The sequence below is a fragment of the Cellulomonas sp. ACRRI genome (assembly GCF_022346185.1).
Classification (GTDB): Bacteria; Actinomycetota; Actinomycetes; order Actinomycetales; family Cellulomonadaceae; genus Cellulomonas.
Window position 1 is genome coordinate 1 of record NZ_JAKRMS010000103.1, and the last position, 16,189, is coordinate 16,189.

Annotated in this window: 12 protein-coding genes and 1 riboswitch; of the genes, 9 read left to right on the forward strand and 3 right to left on the reverse strand. The window is 75.1% G+C overall.

Going from position 1 to position 16,189, the window contains the following annotated elements:
- The first annotated feature begins 61 nt into the window (after window positions 1–61).
- The 5 genes from purN to MHY85_RS15945 all read left to right on the forward strand — a co-directional run bounded on the left by purN (window position 62) and on the right by MHY85_RS15945 (window position 8,042).
- Entirely contained in the window at window positions 62–649 is a 588-nt protein-coding gene (gene purN / locus MHY85_RS15925; RefSeq protein WP_239198016.1) for a phosphoribosylglycinamide formyltransferase, read from the forward strand.
- A gap of 64 nt (window positions 650–713) precedes the next feature.
- Entirely contained in the window at window positions 714–944 is a 231-nt protein-coding gene (locus tag MHY85_RS15930; RefSeq protein ID WP_239197998.1) for a PLDc N-terminal domain-containing protein, read from the forward strand.
- A 69-nt stretch (window positions 945–1,013) separates the two neighbouring features.
- Window positions 1,014–1,105, forward strand: a riboswitch (ZMP/ZTP riboswitch).
- A gap of 49 nt (window positions 1,106–1,154) precedes the next feature.
- Window positions 1,155–2,786: a bifunctional phosphoribosylaminoimidazolecarboxamide formyltransferase/IMP cyclohydrolase gene (purH, locus tag MHY85_RS15935; protein ID WP_239198000.1), complete on the forward strand. Its 1,632-nt coding sequence runs from the start codon at window positions 1,155–1,157 to the stop codon at window positions 2,784–2,786.
- 288 nt (window positions 2,787–3,074) lie between these two features.
- Window positions 3,075–6,752: a pullulanase-type alpha-1,6-glucosidase gene (gene pulA / locus MHY85_RS15940; protein ID WP_308191406.1), complete on the forward strand. Its 3,678-nt coding sequence runs from the start codon at window positions 3,075–3,077 to the stop codon at window positions 6,750–6,752.
- A 60-nt stretch (window positions 6,753–6,812) separates the two neighbouring features.
- On the forward strand, window positions 6,813–8,042 hold the full coding sequence (locus MHY85_RS15945; RefSeq protein ID WP_239198002.1) for an ROK family protein: 1,230 nt from the start codon (window positions 6,813–6,815) through the stop codon (window positions 8,040–8,042).
- A gap of 10 nt (window positions 8,043–8,052) precedes the next feature.
- Here MHY85_RS15945 and MHY85_RS15950 read toward each other — a convergent pair whose 3' ends face one another.
- Genes MHY85_RS15950 through MHY85_RS15960 form a run of 3 tightly spaced genes read right to left on the reverse strand, consistent with a single transcriptional unit; the run spans window position 8,053 to window position 9,712 of the window.
- The gene (locus MHY85_RS15950) at window positions 8,053–9,027 is read right to left on the reverse strand and encodes a zinc-binding dehydrogenase (protein ID WP_239198004.1); all 975 of its coding nucleotides are present in this window, start codon (window positions 9,025–9,027) and stop codon (window positions 8,053–8,055) included.
- Window positions 9,024–9,251: a helix-turn-helix transcriptional regulator gene (locus MHY85_RS15955; protein ID WP_158374223.1), complete on the reverse strand. Its 228-nt coding sequence runs from the start codon at window positions 9,249–9,251 to the stop codon at window positions 9,024–9,026. The genes MHY85_RS15950 and MHY85_RS15955 overlap by 4 nt, the downstream gene beginning before the upstream one ends.
- Window positions 9,245–9,712 carry a hypothetical protein gene (locus MHY85_RS15960; RefSeq protein ID WP_239198006.1) on the reverse strand — a complete coding sequence of 156 codons (468 nt, stop codon included), beginning with the start codon at window positions 9,710–9,712 and terminating at the stop codon, window positions 9,245–9,247. The genes MHY85_RS15955 and MHY85_RS15960 overlap by 7 nt, the downstream gene beginning before the upstream one ends.
- A 174-nt stretch (window positions 9,713–9,886) precedes the next feature.
- On the opposite strand from MHY85_RS15960, the gene MHY85_RS15965 reads away from it, so the two are divergent.
- The 4 genes from MHY85_RS15965 to MHY85_RS15980 all read left to right on the forward strand — a co-directional run.
- On the forward strand, window positions 9,887–11,245 hold the full coding sequence (locus tag MHY85_RS15965; RefSeq protein WP_239198008.1) for an extracellular solute-binding protein: 1,359 nt from the start codon (window positions 9,887–9,889) through the stop codon (window positions 11,243–11,245).
- Window positions 11,245–12,174, forward strand: a complete 930-nt coding sequence (locus MHY85_RS15970; protein ID WP_239198010.1) for a carbohydrate ABC transporter permease — start codon at window positions 11,245–11,247, stop codon at window positions 12,172–12,174. Before MHY85_RS15965 ends, MHY85_RS15970 begins: the two co-directional genes overlap by 1 nt.
- Window positions 12,174–13,079: a carbohydrate ABC transporter permease gene (locus MHY85_RS15975; RefSeq protein ID WP_239198012.1), complete on the forward strand. Its 906-nt coding sequence runs from the start codon at window positions 12,174–12,176 to the stop codon at window positions 13,077–13,079. The genes MHY85_RS15970 and MHY85_RS15975 overlap by 1 nt, the downstream gene beginning before the upstream one ends.
- A gap of 51 nt (window positions 13,080–13,130) precedes the next feature.
- The coding region (locus tag MHY85_RS15980) for a glycoside hydrolase family 38 C-terminal domain-containing protein (protein ID WP_239198014.1) at window positions 13,131–16,189 on the forward strand (3,059 nt) is incomplete at its 3' end.

The following is a 16,189-nucleotide window of genomic DNA, read 5'->3' on the forward strand; positions in this document are numbered from 1 at the left end:
CGCCCCGCACAGCACCCCCGACGCGCCCCGACCCGCCACGCGCGCCGCCGGCCGGCTCGTCGTGCTGGTCTCCGGCGGCGGGTCGAACCTCGCGGCCCTGCTCGCGGCGCACGACGGCCCCGGGTACCCCGGCCGCGTCGTCGGGGTCGTCGCCGACCGCGCGTCCGCGGGCGGGCTGGACCTGGCGCGGGCGGCGGGCGTGCCGACGGCCGTCGTCGCGCCGGGCGACTTCGACGACCGCGCCGCCTGGGACCGCGCCCTGGCCGAGGCGATCGGGGTGTTCCGCCCGGACCTGGTGGTGTCGGCGGGGTTCATGCGGATCCTGGGCGCCGCCGTGCTCGACCGGTTCCCCGGCCGCGTCGTGAACACCCATCCCGCGCTGCTGCCCGCGTTCCCCGGCGCGCACGCGGTCCGGGACGCCCTGGCGTTCGGGGCGAAGGTCACCGGCTGCACGCTGCACGTGGTGGACGCCGGGGTGGACACGGGGCCGGTCGTCGCGCAGGTGGCCGTCGCCGTCGAGCCCGGCGACGACGAGGCGACGCTGCACGAGCGGATCAAGGTCGCCGAGCGCCGGCTGCTGGTCGACTGGGTCGGCCGGATCGTCGCGGGCGGGCTGACCGTCGAGGGCCGCACGGTCACCGTCGGCTGAGCGCGGCGGACGCAGGGACCTCCGGCCCGCGCGCCGTGGGGACCGGCGCGCGTAGCGTCGGCCCATGGGACACGCACACGCAGGCAGGCGCTGGTCGGAGCTGAGCGCGGGACGCAAGGTCGGCACGGTCGTGGTCACGGCGGCGCAGCTCGCGCTGACCGCCGCCGCCTACCGGGACCTGGCGAAGCGCCCGCCGGCCCGGGTGAACGGCCCGAAGGCCGCGTGGGGCCTCGCGATCCTGGTGAACTGGGTCGGGCCGATCGCGTACTTCGCGAAGGGCCGCCGCACGGAGTGATTGCGGCGTGGCCGGCGGCGCGGGCCGGGGTGGCCCGCGAGCGGTCCCGTCCGGCCGTCGGTTAGGCTCGTCCACGGTCGTGACTGGCGTAGAGGTGGAACTGACCACCGGGGAGCGACCGACGCAGTCCCGCCGACGCACCGTTCGCCTGGGTGCAGGGTCCCGAGCGGCACCCACCGTGGTGCCCGACCGACCACCCGGAGGACCGCCATGTCCCACGCCCTGCCGCCCGTCGCGTCCGTCGCCGACCCGACCGCGGACAGCACCCGCCGCCCGGTGCGTCGCGCGCTGCTGTCCGTCTACGACAAGTCCGGGCTCGTCGAGCTCGCGACCGCCCTGCACGCCGCCGGCGTCGAGCTCGTGTCCACGGGGTCGACCGCCGGGACCATCGCGTCGGCCGGCGTGCCGGTGACCCGGGTCGAGGAGCTGACCGGGTTCCCCGAGTGCCTGGACGGCCGGGTCAAGACGCTGCACCCGCGCGTGCACGCCGGCATCCTCGCCGACACCCGCCGCCCGGAGCACCTGGCGCAGCTCGACGAGCTGGGCGTCGCCCCGTTCGAGCTGGTCGTCGTCAACCTGTACCCGTTCACGCAGACGGTCGACTCGGGCGCGACCCCGGACGAGTGCGTCGAGCAGATCGACATCGGCGGCCCGTCGATGGTGCGCGCGGCGGCGAAGAACCACCCGAGCGTCGCGGTCGTCGTCGACCCCGCCCGGTACGACGAGGTGGTCGCGGCCGTGCGGGGCGGCGGCTTCACGCTGGCCGAGCGCACCCGGCTCGCCGCGCAGGCCTTCGTGCACACCGCCACCTACGACGTCGCCGTGGCCTCGTGGATGGGCAACGTCGCCACGACGACCGACGAGGTCGACGGCGTCAGCACCGGGTTCCCGGCCTGGGTCGGCGCGACCTGGGACCGCGCGGACGTGCTGCGCTACGGCGAGAACCCGCACCAGCGCGCCGCGGTCTACACCTCCGGCTACGGGGCCGCGGGGCTGGCGCAGGCGCGGCAGCTGCACGGCAAGGCGATGTCGTACAACAACTACGTCGACGCGGACGCGGCCTGGCGCGCGGCGCACGACCACGACGGCCCGGCGGTCGCGATCATCAAGCACGCGAACCCGTGCGGGATCGCGGTCGGCGCGGACATCGCGGACGCGCACGCCAAGGCGCACGCCTGCGACCCGGTCTCCGCGTTCGGCGGCGTGATCGCGGCCAACGGCACGGTCACGCTGGCCGCCGCGGAGCAGATCGCCGAGGTGTTCACCGAGGTCGTCGTCGCCCCGGCGTACGAGCCCGAGGCGCTCGAGGTGCTGAGCCGCAAGAAGAACATCCGGCTGCTCGTGGTCGAGGGCGCGCCGTCCGCCGGCGTCGAGCTGCGGCCGATCAGCGGCGGGCTGCTCATGCAGCAGGTCGACCGCATCGACGCGGAGGGCGACGACCCCACCACCTGGACCCTCGCCGCGGGGGACGCCGCCGACGAGGCGACGCTGGCGGACCTGGCGTTCGCGTGGCGCGCGGTGCGGGCCGTGAAGTCGAACGCGATCCTGCTGGCGGACGGCGGGGCCTCGGTCGGCGTCGGCATGGGCCAGGTCAACCGGGTCGACTCGTGCCGGCTGGCCGTCGAGCGGGCCAACGCGGGCGACGTCGAGCGGGCGCGGGGCGCGGTCGCGGCGTCGGACGCGTTCTTCCCGTTCGCCGACGGCCTGCAGGTGCTCCTGGACGCGGGAGTCCGTGCGGTCGTGCAGCCGGGCGGTTCGGTCCGCGACGAGGAGGTCGTCGCCGCGGCGGCCGCGGCCGGCGTGACCCTCTACCTGACGGGCACGCGCCACTTCGCGCACTGACGCGGGGCGGTCCCGCACGAGGCCTACGGTTTCCGGCCGCGCCTCCCGAGATCGGGGGAGGGCGGGCCGGAAGGCGTAGGCCTCGTGTCGTCGGGGGCTGGTGGCGGCTCGGGCGGCGACGGTGCGGAACCTGTACGGCGTTGCAGCACGTTTCTGCAAGTCGGTACAGTCGCAGGCAGCCGCGCTGCTGCTCACCCCCGACGATGGAGTCCTGCGATGACGCACGCCCGACGACGCCGCACCCCGGCGCCCCGGACACCCCTCGAGCCCCGCGCGAGCGCCCGCCGCGTGCTCGCCCTGCTGGCCGCCGGCGCGCTGCTGGTCTCCGGCGCCGCGACCGCCGGCGCGGACGACCCCGCCTACGCCGACGGTCCCGCAGCCGCCGACCCGGCGCCCGCGGCCGCCCCGACCTCCGTGTCGGTCCCCGGCAGCCACAACACCGCGATGGGCTGCGCCGCCGACTGGGCACCCGACTGCGCCGCGGCGCAGCTCACCGAGCGCCCCGACGGCGTCTGGGAGGGCACGTTCGCGCTGCCGCCCGGCGCCTACGAGTACAAGGTCGCCCTCGACGGCACCTGGGACGTGTCCTACGGCGTGGGCGGCGTCGTCGGCGGCGCGAACGCCGCGTACACCGTGCCCGGCGCACCGGACGGCCCGCCGGTGGACGTGACGTTCTACTGGGACCCGGTGTCCGGCGACTTCCAGAGCACCGCGCAGGGCCCGGTCGTCACGCTGCCGGGCTCGTACCAGTCCGAGGTCGGCTGCCCCGGCGACTGGGCGCCCGACTGCCTGGCGACCTGGGCCAAGGACCCGGACGGCGACGGCGTGTACGAGTGGTCGACGACGCAGATCCCGGCAGGCTCGTACCAGGTCAAGGTCGCCCACGGGCTGTCGTGGGACGTGAACTACGGCCAGGGGGGTGCGATGGGCGGGGACGACTACACGTTCGCGACATCGGACGGGGAGCAGGTGTCGTTCGCGTACGACGTGGCGACCCACCTGCTGGAGATCACCGTCGAGAACCCGCCGCTCGCCGGGGTGGGCCAGCAGCGGGCGCACTGGGTGCGCGCCGACCTGGTCGCCTGGCCCGCCGACCTGCTCGGCGGCGCCGAGCCCGCCGACCTGACCTGGGCGCTGCACCACGCCGCCGAGGGCGGGCTCGGTGTGACGGACGGCGACGTCACGGCGCCGGGCACCTCCGGCGAGGTCGCGCTCACCCACGACCCCGCCGGCCTCCCCGCCGACGTGCTGGCCGAGTTCCCCGCGCTCGCCGGCGCGGTGGCGCTGCGGGTGGCCCCGGGGACCGACGCCGCCGGGCTCCTGACCGGCGAGGTCCAGGTGTCCCAGGCCGACGCCGCCGGCCTGACCGCCCTCACCGGCGTCCAGGTCCCGGGCGTGCTGGACGACCTGTACGGCGCGGCCGCGGACGCCGACCTCGGCATCACCTGGGCCGGCGGCGCCCCGACGTTCCGGCTGTGGGCCCCGATGGCCCGCGAGGTCACGCTGGTGACCTGGGCGCCCGGCACCGACCTCGCCGCGACCCCCGCCCGTGTCACCACCACCCGCGCCGCCGACGGCACCTGGTCCGTCACCGGCGACCCCTCGTGGTCCGGCGCCCGCTACCGGTACGAGGTCGAGGTCTACGTGCCGTCGACCGGCCGGGTGGAGACGAACGTGGTCACCGACCCGTACGCCGTCGCCCTGACGCTGAACTCGACGCACGCCGTCGCGGTCGACCTGGCCGACCCGGCGTACCGCCCGGCGCTGTGGTCGGACACGGCGCAGCCGGTGGTCGAGCGGGCCGTGGACCACACGATCTACGAGCTGCACGTGCGCGACTTCTCGATCGCCGACCAGACCGTGCCGGAGGCCGAGCGCGGCACCTACCTGGCGTTCGCCCGGGACTCCGACGGGACCGCGCGGCTGCGCGAGCTCGCCGACGCGGGGCTGACCACGGTGCACCTGCTGCCGACGTTCGACATCGCGTCGATCGAGGAGGACCGCACCGCCCAGGCGACCACCGGCGACCTGACCGGCTTCGGCCCTGCGGGCACGGAGCAGCAGGCCGCGGTCGGTGCGATCCGCGAGCGCGACGGCTTCAACTGGGGCTACGACCCGTGGCACTTCACCGCGCCCGAGGGCTCCTACGCCACCGATCCGGACGGCGGCGCCCGGGTCGCCGAGTTCCGCACGATGGTCGGCGCCCTGCACGACATGGGGCTGGGCGTCGTGCTCGACCAGGTGTTCAACCACACCGCGGCGAGCGGGCAGGACGCGAAGTCCGTGCTGGACCGGGTCGTGCCCGGCTACTACCACCGGCTCGACGGCACCGGCCGGGTGCAGACCAGCACCTGCTGCCAGAACGTCGCCACCGAGCACGCCATGGCCCAGAAGCTCATGGTCGACTCCGTCGTCACCTGGGCGCGGGACTACAAGGTCGACGGCTTCCGGTTCGACCTGATGGGCCACCACTCGAAGGAGAACATGCTGGCCGTGCGGGCGGCGCTCGACGCGCTGACCGTCGAGGCGGACGGCGTCGACGGCTCGGCGGTGTACCTGTACGGCGAGGGCTGGGACTTCGGCGAGGTCGCCGGCAACGCCCTGTTCGAGCAGGCGACGCAGGGGCAGCTCGGCGGCACCGGCATCGGCACGTTCTCCGACCGGCTCCGCGACGCGGTGCACGGCGGGTCGCCGGTCGAGGGGTCGTCGATGTTCACCCAGGGGTTCGGCACCGGGCTGGCGACCGACCCGAACGGGCAGCCGGCGCAGCTCGGCGACGCGGCCTCGGTGAACACGGGTTCGGCCGCCGAGTACGAGGACCTCGGCCTCGCGACCGACGTCGTGCGGCTCGGCCTGGCCGGCAACCTGCGCGACTACGTGCTGACCACGCACACCGGGGACGTGCTGCGCGGTGACCAGATCGACTACCGCGGCGCGCCCGCCGGGTACGCGGACTCCCCGGAGGAGGTGGTCAGCTACGTCGACGCGCACGACAACGAGACGCTGTTCGACCTGCTGACCATCAAGCTGCCGCAGGCGACGTCGATGGACGACCGGGTCCGGATGAACACGTTGTCCCAGGCCACGGCGGCCCTCTCCCAGACGGTGTCGTTCTGGCACGCCGGCACGGACCAGCTCCGGTCCAAGTCGCTCGACCGGGACAGCTACGACTCGGGCGACTGGTTCAACGCGATCGACTGGACGGGCCAGGACAACGGCTTCGGCCGCGGCCTGCCCGGCGCGTGGGCGAACGCCGAGAAGTGGCCGCAGATGGCGCCGCTGCTCCAGGACGCCGTGCTCAAGCCGACCGCCGCGCACATCGCCACGGCCCGGGCGGCGGCGGACGACCTGCTGCGGCTGCGGTCCTCCACCCCGCTGTTCCGGCTCGGCGACGCCGGCCTGATCCGGCAGAAGCTCACGTTCCCGGACGCCGGGGCTGCCGCCACCCCGGGCGTGATCGTCATGCACGTGGACGACACCGTCGGGCCGGACGTCGACCCCGACCTCGACGGGCTGCTCGTGGTGTTCAACGCGTCGCCGGACGCCGTGGCGCAGGAGCTGCCGGGCCTGGCCGGAGCGGCGTACGCGCTGTCCCCGGTGCAGGCGGCGGGCGCGGACGACGTCGTGCGGACCACCACCTGGGACGCGGCGACCGGCACGGTGACGGTGCCGGCGCGGACGGTCGCGGTGCTGGTGCGGCCGAGCGACGCGCCCGGCCCGGTCGACCCCGGCCCCGTCGACCCGGGTGCGCCCGGCACCCCGGGCGGCGCCCCGGACGGCGCCGGCGACCCCGCCGCGGGGGCCCCGGCCGGCCCCGGCACCGGCGGCGGCCTCGCCGTCACCGGCGCGCAGCTGCTGCTCGGCCTGCTCGCCGCGCTCGCCGCGGTCGGCGGCGGCACCCTCCTGCTCCGCGCCCGGTCCCGTGCCGCGGCCGTGCGCGAGGGGGTGGCCGACCGTCTGCCATGATGCGTCGAGCCGACCGGGCGCGCCGCCGCGCCCCGGGGCGGGTGACGGACGGAGGCACGGATGCGTCGCGGGACCAACCTGCCGCGGATGGGCGACTTCAACCAGACGGTCGTCCTGGACGTGGTGCGGCGCGCCGGCGGGGGCCTGGCCCGGGCCGAGGTCGCCCGCCGGACCGGGCTGTCCCCGCAGACGGTGACGAACGTGGCGCGCCGCCTGCTCGACCTCGGCCTGGTGGTCGAGGAGGGGGCGGTCGTGCCCCGCGGCCCCGGCCGGCCGGGCACGCTGCTGCGGCTCAACCCGGTGAGCCGGTTCGCGGTCGGCGTGCACCTGGACCCGGCGACGATGACGTTCGTGCTGCTCGACCTGTCGGGCGCGGTGGTCGCGCGGGCCCAGGTGCCCACGCCGGTGCCGGAGGACCCCGAGGCGGTGGTCGCCGGCCTGGTCGCGGAGATCGAGGGGCTGATCGCGGGGGCGGGCGTGGACCGGGACCGCGTGCTCGGGGTCGGCATCGCGGCGCCCGGCCCCATCGACGTCGAGGCGGGCGTGGTGCTCGACCCGCCGCACCTGCCCGGCTGGCACGACGTGCCGCTGCGGGACGCGGTCGCCGAGCGCACCGGCCTGCGCGCGGTGCTCGACAAGGACGTGATCGCGGCGGCGAGCGCCCACCTGTGGCACCCCGGCGAGCACGCCTCGGACTTCGTGTTCTTCTACCTCGGCACCGGTGTGGCCGTCTCGACGGTGCTGCACGACGAGGTGGTGCGCGGCGTCTCGGGCAACGCGGGGGAGTCGGGGCACCTGATCGCGGATCCCGAGGGCGCCTCGTGCTGGTGCGGCCGGCGCGGCTGCCTGGGCGCGGTGCTGCGGGCCGAGGCGCTCGCGGAGCAGGGCCGCGCGGCGGGCGTCGACCTGCCGGACTGGGGCGACGGCACGGACCCGCGGGCCGTGGACGACGCGGTGACCGCGCTGTGCGCCGCGGCCGACGCCGGCCACCCGGGAGCGCGCGACGTGCTGGCGCTCGCGGGCCGGCGGGTCGGCATGGCGGCGGGCGTGCTCACCGACCTGCTCGACGTCCCCGCGGTGCTGGCCGGCGGGCCGCTGTGGGACCGGATCGCGCCGCACGCCGGTGCCGCGCTGGAGGCCGAGATCGCGGGGCACGTGGTGCCGGGCGGACACGCGCTGACCGCCGCGTCGTCGGCGTTCGGGCCGCAGGTGGGGGCCGTCGGGGCGGGGTGCATCCTGCTGGGTCGCGCGTTCACCCCGCGCCCGACGGACCTGCTGCTGGTCAGCTGACCCCCGCGGGTCAGGCGACCGTCAGCACCACCTTGCCGCGCGCGGCGCCCGAGGCCACCCGCTCGATCGCCTCGCCCGCCTCCGCCAGCGGGTAGGTCCGGTCGAGGACCGGCGCCAGGTCGCCGGCGGCCAGCAGGTCCCGCAGCCGCGCGAGGTCCGCGGGGTTCTCCCGGGACACGACGCTGCGCAGCCGGTGCCGGACCCACGGGTCGAGGGCCGCGGCGCGCGCCTGGCGGGCGAGCCCGCCGCCCACGACCCGGCCGCCGCCCTCCGCTCCGACCAGCACGAGCGCCCCGCGGGCGCCGAGCAGCCGGCGCAGGTCGCGCAGCGGCGTGAGGCCCCCGGTGACCAGCACGGCGTCGTACCCGGAGCCGAGGGACGCCGGGCCGGCGGACCGGTCGACGACCGCCGTGGCGCCGGCCGCCAGCAGCGCCTCGGCCGCGCCGGCCCGCGCCGTCGCCGCCGTGACCTCGCCGCCCGCGAGCACCGCGAGCCGCACCGCGAGCGTCCCGACCCCGCCCCCGGCGCCGAGGACCAGCACCCGGGACCCGGCGCGCACCCGGCCGGACCGCAGCGCGTGCAGGGCGGTCGTGCCGCTGGTCGGGACCGCGGCCGCGGCGGTGAACGGCACGTGGGCGGGCAGCGCCGCGACCCGCCGGGCCCGCGTCACGGCGGTCTCGGCGAAGGCGGCCCGGCCGCAGCCGAGCACCCGGTCGCCCGGGCGCAGGTCGGCCACGTCGGGCCCGACCGCCGCCACGGTGCCCGCGAGGTCCAGGCCCACGCCGGGCTCCCGCGGCGCGCGCAGGCCCGTCACCAGCCGCATCACCGAGGGCAGGCCGGTCACCAGGTGCCAGTCGCCCATCGCGACGCCGGCCGCCGCGACCCGCACGTGCACCTCGTCGCCCGTCGGCGCAGGCGGCTCGCCCACGTCCGCCACCCGCAGCACCGCCGGGACCCCGTACCGCTCCCGCACCACCGCCCTCATGGCCGTCCTCCGTCCGGTTCGTACGCGAACACCTCGTCGATGGACCGCCCGAGCGCGCGGGCGATCTGGAAGGCCAGCTCGAGCGAGGGGGAGTACCGCCCCTGCTCGACGGCGATGACGGTCTGCCGGGTCACGCCCAGCAGCTCCGCGAGCTGCGCCTGGGTGAGCCCCCGCTCCGTGCGCAGCGCGCGGATGCGGTTGGTCACCGCGGTCGGCCTCACCACGGGCCGACGCCCCGGCGGAACGCGACGACCCGCGCGACGGCGGACAGCACCGCCGACAGCACGAACCCGAGGTACAGGGCGTTGGCGATCCAGAAGTGGTCCGCCTCGAGCAGCGCCAGGACCAGGCCCCCGATGCCGCCGAGCACCAGGAACGCCTGCCCCACGTGCTCGCCCATCCGCTCGATCTCGCGCTCCCGCTCGTCCCGCACCCCCCGGTCCCGCGAGGTGGCGCCCAGCACGATCCCGGCGACGATCCCCGCGAGCACCGCCGCGCCGATCGACGCGAGCATCGGGCCGGCGTACGCGACCTCGGCGATCCCGCCGGCCGCCCGGGACAGCACCACCGCGAGGTACGCGGCGTACCCGAGCACGGCGATGACACCGAACGCCCAGGTGTTCTTCTCCTGGTAGGACATGGCCCGCTCCGCTCCTGCCGGCGAGATGTCAAAGATGTTCGACATCGCCGACGGTAAGGCCGCACGGCGCCCGATGTCAAACATCTTTGACATCGGCCCGACGTCACGGTTGCGTCTCGGCACGACGTAGAGCCTTGACAGCAATTCATCCAGACGTTGTAGTTATCGCGTCCGGGGCAGCGCCGCCCGGGGCCGTGCACGTGGAGCAAAGGAGCATCCATGCGTCTGCAGAAGTCCGTCCTCGCGTCCGGGGCCGTCATCGCGCTCGGCCTCACGGCCGCGTGCAGCGGCGGCGGCGACGAGAGCGCCGCCGACGACTCGACGATCACCGTCGCGTACCAGAAGACCGCGCAGTTCGTGCAGCTCGACGACCTGCTGCAGAAGGCCAAGTCCGAGTACGAGGCCGCGAACGAGGGCATGACCGTCGACCTCGTGCCGATCGAGGCCGAGCAGGACCAGTACTTCACCAAGCTCGCGCTGATGAACGGGTCCGCGGACACCGCGCCCGACGTCATCTACGAGGACACGTTCCAGATCCGCTCGGACGCCGCGGCGGGCTACCTGCAGCCGATCGACGAGTACGTCGAGGCGTGGGAGGACTGGGAGCAGTTCCCGGACACGGCCCGGGAGGCCGGTCTCGGCGACGACGGCAAGGTCTACGGCGTCTCGATGGGCACCGACACCCGCGGGCTGTACTACAACAAGGACCTATTCGCGCAGGCCGGCCTGCCGACGGACTGGCAGCCCGAGACCTGGGAGGACATCCTCTCCGCGGCCCGCACGATCAAGGAGAAGCTGCCCGACGTCACCCCGATCAACGTGTACGCCGGCAAGGCCGCCGGCGAGGCCACGACGATGCAGGGCTTCGAGATGCTGCTGTACGGCACCGAGGACGAGCTCTACGACGCCGACACCCAGAAGTGGATCACGGGCTCGCAGGGGTTCACCGACTCGCTCGCGTTCCTCGAGACGATCTACGGCGAGGGCCTCGCGCCGTCGCTGGACATCGCGCTCGACGCCTCGGTCGGCGCGCGCGTGGCCACCGAGATGCTGCCGCAGGGCACCCTCGCGATGGCGGTCGACGGCTCGTGGCTGCCGGGAGGGTGGATCACCGGCGACAACGCCTGGCCCGAGTGGGAGCAGACGATGGGCATGGCCGCGATGCCGACCCAGGACGGGCAGGAGCCCGGCTTCACCTCGATGTCGGGCGGCTGGACGCTGGCGGTCGGCGCGCACGCGGGCGACCCGCAGGCGGCGTTCGACTTCATCGCCACCGCCCTGAACAAGGAGAACTCGCTCAAGTACGACACCGAGAACAGCCAGATCGCGGTGCGCACCGACGTCGCGGAGGACCCGGAGTACCTGGGCTTCAACCCGTCGTTCGAGTTCTTCAGCTCGCTCGTGGACTACACGCACTTCCGCCCGGCGACCCCGGACTACTCGCAGATCTCGTCGAACATCCAGGTCGCGGCGGAGTCCGTGGCGACCGGGCAGGCGACGGCCGAGGAGGCGGCGGCCACCTACGACGAGGGGCTGGTGTCCATCGTGGGCGACGACGCGACGCAGGCCGCCGGCTGATGACCGCCGCCACGCTGGACCGGCCGGCGGCGGGGGGCGGGTTCCGCCGCCCCCGCCGCCGGCCCGGCCGGACCGCGCTGCGGCTGCTGCCGCTGCTGCCCGCGGTCGCGCTCATGGTGGTGTTCCTGGCCGGTCCGGTGCTGTGGTCGTTCTACGGCTCGCTGACCAACCAGGCGCTGACCGGCTACAAGGCGGCGAACCCGGAGTTCGTGGGGCTGGACAACTACGCCGCCCTGCTCACCGACGACGGCTTCTGGAAGGCCGTCGTCCTGACGGTGGTGTTCGTCGGGGCGTCGGCCGTGATCGGGCAGAACGTGCTCGGCATGGCGCTCGCGCTGCTGCTCCGGGCCGCCGCGAAGCCGCTGCGCGCGGTCGTGTCCGCCCTGGTCGTCGTGGCGTGGGTGCTGCCGGAGATCGTCGCGGCGTTCGCGCTGTACGCGTTCTTCTCCACCGACGGCACGCTGAACCAGGTGCTCGGCTGGTTCGGGCTCGAGGGGCCGACCTGGCTCATCTCGGTGCCGATGCTCAGCGTGATCCTGGCCAACATCTGGCGCGGCACCGCCTTCTCGATGATGGTCTACGGCGCGGCCCTGTCCGAGGTGCCGCCCGACGTCACGGAGGCCGCCGCGATCGACGGCGCCACCGGGCCGCAGCGGTTCTTCCGGATCACGCTGCCGATGATCCGGCGGTCCATCTCGACCAACCTCATGCTCACGACCCTGCAGACGCTCGCGGTGTTCACCCTGATCTGGGTGATGACCGGTGGCGGACCGGGCACCGACTCCTCGACGCTCCCGGTGCTGGCGTACCAGGAGGCGTTCAAGTTCGCGCAGGTCGGCTACGGCACGGCCATCGCGACGGTGACGCTGCTGGTCGGCGCCGTGTTCTCGATCGTGTACATCCGCGTGCTCAAGCCGGAGGTGGACTGATGGCCGCGCTCACCGCCCCCACGGCGCCGGCGGCGTCGTCGGCCCGACGGCGGGGCAGCCGCCCGGTGCCGTCCGTCGCGTCGCCGCGTCGCCGCACCGGCCGGCTGCTGGTCACGCTCGCCCTGGTGCTGGTCGGCGTCGCCTTTCTCGTGCCGCTGGCGTGGATCGTGCTCGCGTCGCTCGACCCCGCGGCCACCGTGTCGGTCAAGCTGCCCGACTCGGTCACCACGGACAACTTCACCGAGATCCTCACCTGGGAGCAGACGTTCCGGCCGCTGTGGAACTCCACGGTCCTGTCCGGCGGCACCGCGATCCTCACCGTGCTCGCGTCGGTGCTCGCGGCGTACCCGCTGTCCCGCTACCAGATGCGGTTCCGCAAGCCGTTCCTGTACGCGATCCTGTTCGGCACCTGCCTGCCGATCACCGCGATGATGGTCCCGGTCTACGCGCTGTTCGTGAACCTCGGCCTGCTGGACTCCGTGCCGGGCACGGTGTTCTTCCTCGCGGCGACGTCGCTGCCGATGGCCATCTGGATGACCAAGAACTTCATGGACTCCGTGCCGGTGTCCCTGGAGGAGGCCGCCTGGGTCGACGGCGCCGGGTCCATGACCGCGCTGCGCCGGATCGTCGTGCCGCTCATGCGCCCCGGGATCGCGGTGGTGTTCATCTTCGTGTTCACGCAGGCGTGGGGGAACTTCTTCGTCCCGTTCGTCCTGCTGTTCTCGCCGGTCAACCAGCCCGCGGCCGTCGCGATCTACAGCTTCTTCGGCACCTACGGGACGGTCGCCTACGGCCGGCTGGCCGCGTTCTCCCTGCTGTACTCCGTCCCCGTCCTGGTGCTGTACCTCGTCGTGCAGCGGTTCTCCGGGGGCTCGTTCGCCATGTCCGGGGCCGTCAAGGGCTGACGCCCTCGCCCAGCCCCACCCGATCGCCGCACGCCGTCAGGAAGGTCCACCATGCCCGTCGAGCACTCCGCCGCCGTCGTCCAGCGCGTCCAGCGGTTCCTGCACGAGCGGCTCGCCCCGGCGGTCGTCGCCGGCCGCGCGCCGCTCGACGTCACCGCCTGGACCGCGCCGGGAGAGCCCGTGCCGTTCGCCGAGGCCGTCGCGCAGGCGTACGCCCCCGCCCCGCCCGGGACGCCGTGGGGCGCGCCGTGGAGCACGACCTGGTTCCGGATGACCGGCGACGTGCCGGCGGGCTGGCTCGACTCCGACGGGGTGCGCGACGGCCGGCACGCGGTCGAGCTCGCGATCGACCTCGGGTTCACCACGACCCAGCCGGGTTTCCAGGCGGAGGGCCTGGTGCTGCGCGGAGACGGCGTCGCGGTCAAGGGCCTGTCGCCGCGGAACCAGGCGGTGCCGTGGGCCGAGCCGCGGGTCGACGTCTACGTCGAGGCCGCGGGCAACCCGGACGTCGGCAGCAGCACCTGGTACGGGCCGACGCCGCTCGGTGACCCGCTGACCGCCGGCACCGACCCGCTGTACGCGCTGCGCTCGGCGGAGGTGGTGCTGCGCGACGTCGGGGTGTGGGAGCTGTGGCAGGACCTGCTGGCGGTCCTCGGGCTGGTCGAGGTCGTCGACCCCGCGTCGACCCGGTACGCCCGGGCGGTGCGTGCGCTGGACCTGGTGGTGGACGCGGTGGACCCGTCCGACGTCGCGGGGACCGCCGCCGCCGGGCGGGCCGTGCTGCGGCCGGTGCTCGACGTGCCGGCGGCACCCGGCGGGCACCGGGTGCTCGCGACCGGGCACGCGCACATCGACTCCGCCTGGCTGTGGCCGGCCCGGGAGACGGTGCGCAAGTGCTCGCGGACCTTCGCGAGCGTCGTCGCCCTCATGGACGAGCGCCCCGACTTCGTGTTCGCGTGCTCCTCGGCGCAGCAGTACGCGTGGGTGGCGGAGCGGCACCCGGAGCTGTTCGAGCGGATCCGCGCCAAGGTCGCGGCGGGTCAGTTCGTGCCGGTCGGCGGCATGTGGGTCGAGTCGGACACCAACATGCCCGGCGGCGAGGCCCTGGCGCGGCAGATGGTCGAGGGCAAGCGGTACTTCCTCGACGAGCTCGGCGTCGAGACCCAGGACGTGTGGCTGCCGGACTCGTTCGGCTACACCGGGGCGCTGCCGCAGATCGTGCGCGCCGCCGGGTCGCGGTGGTTCCTGTCGCAGAAGCTGTCCTGGAACGACACCAACCGGATGCCGCACCACACCTTCCACTGGGAGGGCATCGACGGCTCCCGGGTGCTCGCGCACTTCCCGCCGGTCGACACCTACAACTCGGACTTGTCGCCGAAGGAGCTCGCGCACGCCGAGCGGAACTTCGCGGACAAGGACGTCGCCTCCGAGTCGCTGGTGCCGTTCGGCTGGGGCGACGGCGGCGGCGGCCCGACGCGGGAGATGCTCGCCGCGGCCGACCGGGCGCGGTCGCTCGGCGGGCTGCCGGAGGTCGAGCTCGGGTCGCCGAACACGTTCTTCGAGCGGGCCGAGGCCGAGCTGGCCGACGCCGGCCCGGGGACGCCGGCGGTGTGGTCCGGGGAGATGTACCTGGAGTACCACCGCGGCACCTACACCTCGCAGGCGCGGACCAAGCGCGGCAACCGGCGCAGCGAGCACCTGCTGCGCGAGGCCGAGCTGTGGGCCGCGACCGCCTCGGTGCGGACCGGCGCCGCCTACCCGGCGGACGAGCTGCGGGCGCTGTGGCGGGTCGTCCTGCTGCACCAGTTCCACGACATCCTCCCGGGGTCGTCGATCGGCTGGGTCTACCGGCAGGCGGAGGAGGCGTACGCCGACGTCGAGGCCCGGGCCACCGTCGTCATCGACGCGGCGCTCGCGGCCCTGGTCGGCGACGGCGACCGCACGGTGCGGCTGAATGCCGCGCCGCACGCGCGGGACGGGGTGCCGGCCCTGGGCGGCGCGGTCGCGACGGACGACGGTGCCGGGCCGGGGTCGCCGGGGACGGTCGAGGTGCTGCGCGAGGGCGACGCGCTGCGGGTGCGGACCGACGCGCTGGACGTGCGGCTGACGCCCGGCGGCCAGCTCGCGTCCGTGCGCGACCTGGCCGCGGACCGGGAGGCGGTCGCGCCCGGGCACCTGGCGAACCTGCTCCAGGTGCACCGCGACGTGCCCCGGCAGTGGGACGCGTGGGACATCGACGCCGAGTACCGCCGCACCGTCGAGGACCTGGTCGACGCCGACGCCGTCGAGGTCGTCGCCGAGAAGCCCGACCGCGCGGTCATCCGGACCTCGCGCACCGTCGGCGACTCCACGATCGTGCAGGAGCTGACCTTCCGGCCGGGCACCCGCGCCGTGGAGATCGTCACCGAGGTCGACTGGCACGAGCGCCAGCGGCTGCTCAAGCTCGCGTTCGGGCTCGACGTGCACGCCGACCGGTCCGCCGCCGAGACGCAGTTCGGGCACGTGCACCGGCCGACGCACACCAACACGTCCTGGGACGAGGCGCGCTACGAGATCTGCGCGCACCGCTGGCTGCACGTGGGGGAGGCCGACTACGGGGTGTCCGTCGCCAACGACGCGACCTACGGGCACGACGTCACCCGGGCGGTCGGCGACGACGGCGGGACGGCGACGGTCGTGCGGCAGTCGCTGCTGCGGGCGCCGCTGTTCCCGGACCCGGAGGCCGACCAGGGGCGGCACCGGTTCCTGTCGGTGCTGCACGTGGGTGCGGGCATCCCGGAGGCGGTCGTCGACGGCTACCGGGCGAACCTCCCCGTCCGCGAGGTGCGCGGCGGCCGGGACGTCGCGCCGCTGGTGACCGTCGACGGGCCGGGGGCGGTCGTCGAGGCGGTGAAGCTGGCGGACGACGGGTCGGGCGACGTGGTCGTGCGGCTGTACGAGGCGCACGGCGGGCGGACGCGCGCGACCGTGGCCGCCGGGTTCGACGCCGCCGGGGTGGCCGAGGTGGACCTGCTGGAGCGCGAGGTCCCGGCGCGGGCCGTCGTGCCCGCGGGCGGCGCCGGGTCAGGGCCGGCGGAAGCGGAGGGTGACGAGCTGGAACGGCCGGAGGT

Coding starts and splice junctions, on each gene's coding strand:
- MHY85_RS15930 (WP_239197998.1), top strand. CDS start 714: ATGGGACACGCACACGCAGGCAGGCGCTGGTCGGAGCTGAGCGCGGGA.
- MHY85_RS15950 (WP_239198004.1), bottom strand. CDS start 9,027: ATGAGGGCGGTGGTGCGGGAGCGGTACGGGGTCCCGGCGGTGCTGCGG.
- MHY85_RS15965 (WP_239198008.1), top strand. CDS start 9,887: ATGCGTCTGCAGAAGTCCGTCCTCGCGTCCGGGGCCGTCATCGCGCTC.
- purH (WP_239198000.1), top strand. CDS start 1,155: ATGTCCCACGCCCTGCCGCCCGTCGCGTCCGTCGCCGACCCGACCGCG.
- MHY85_RS15975 (WP_239198012.1), top strand. CDS start 12,174: ATGGCCGCGCTCACCGCCCCCACGGCGCCGGCGGCGTCGTCGGCCCGA.
- MHY85_RS15945 (WP_239198002.1), top strand. CDS start 6,813: ATGCGTCGCGGGACCAACCTGCCGCGGATGGGCGACTTCAACCAGACG.
- MHY85_RS15970 (WP_239198010.1), top strand. CDS start 11,245: ATGACCGCCGCCACGCTGGACCGGCCGGCGGCGGGGGGCGGGTTCCGC.
- MHY85_RS15960 (WP_239198006.1), bottom strand. CDS start 9,712: ATGTCGAACATCTTTGACATCTCGCCGGCAGGAGCGGAGCGGGCCATG.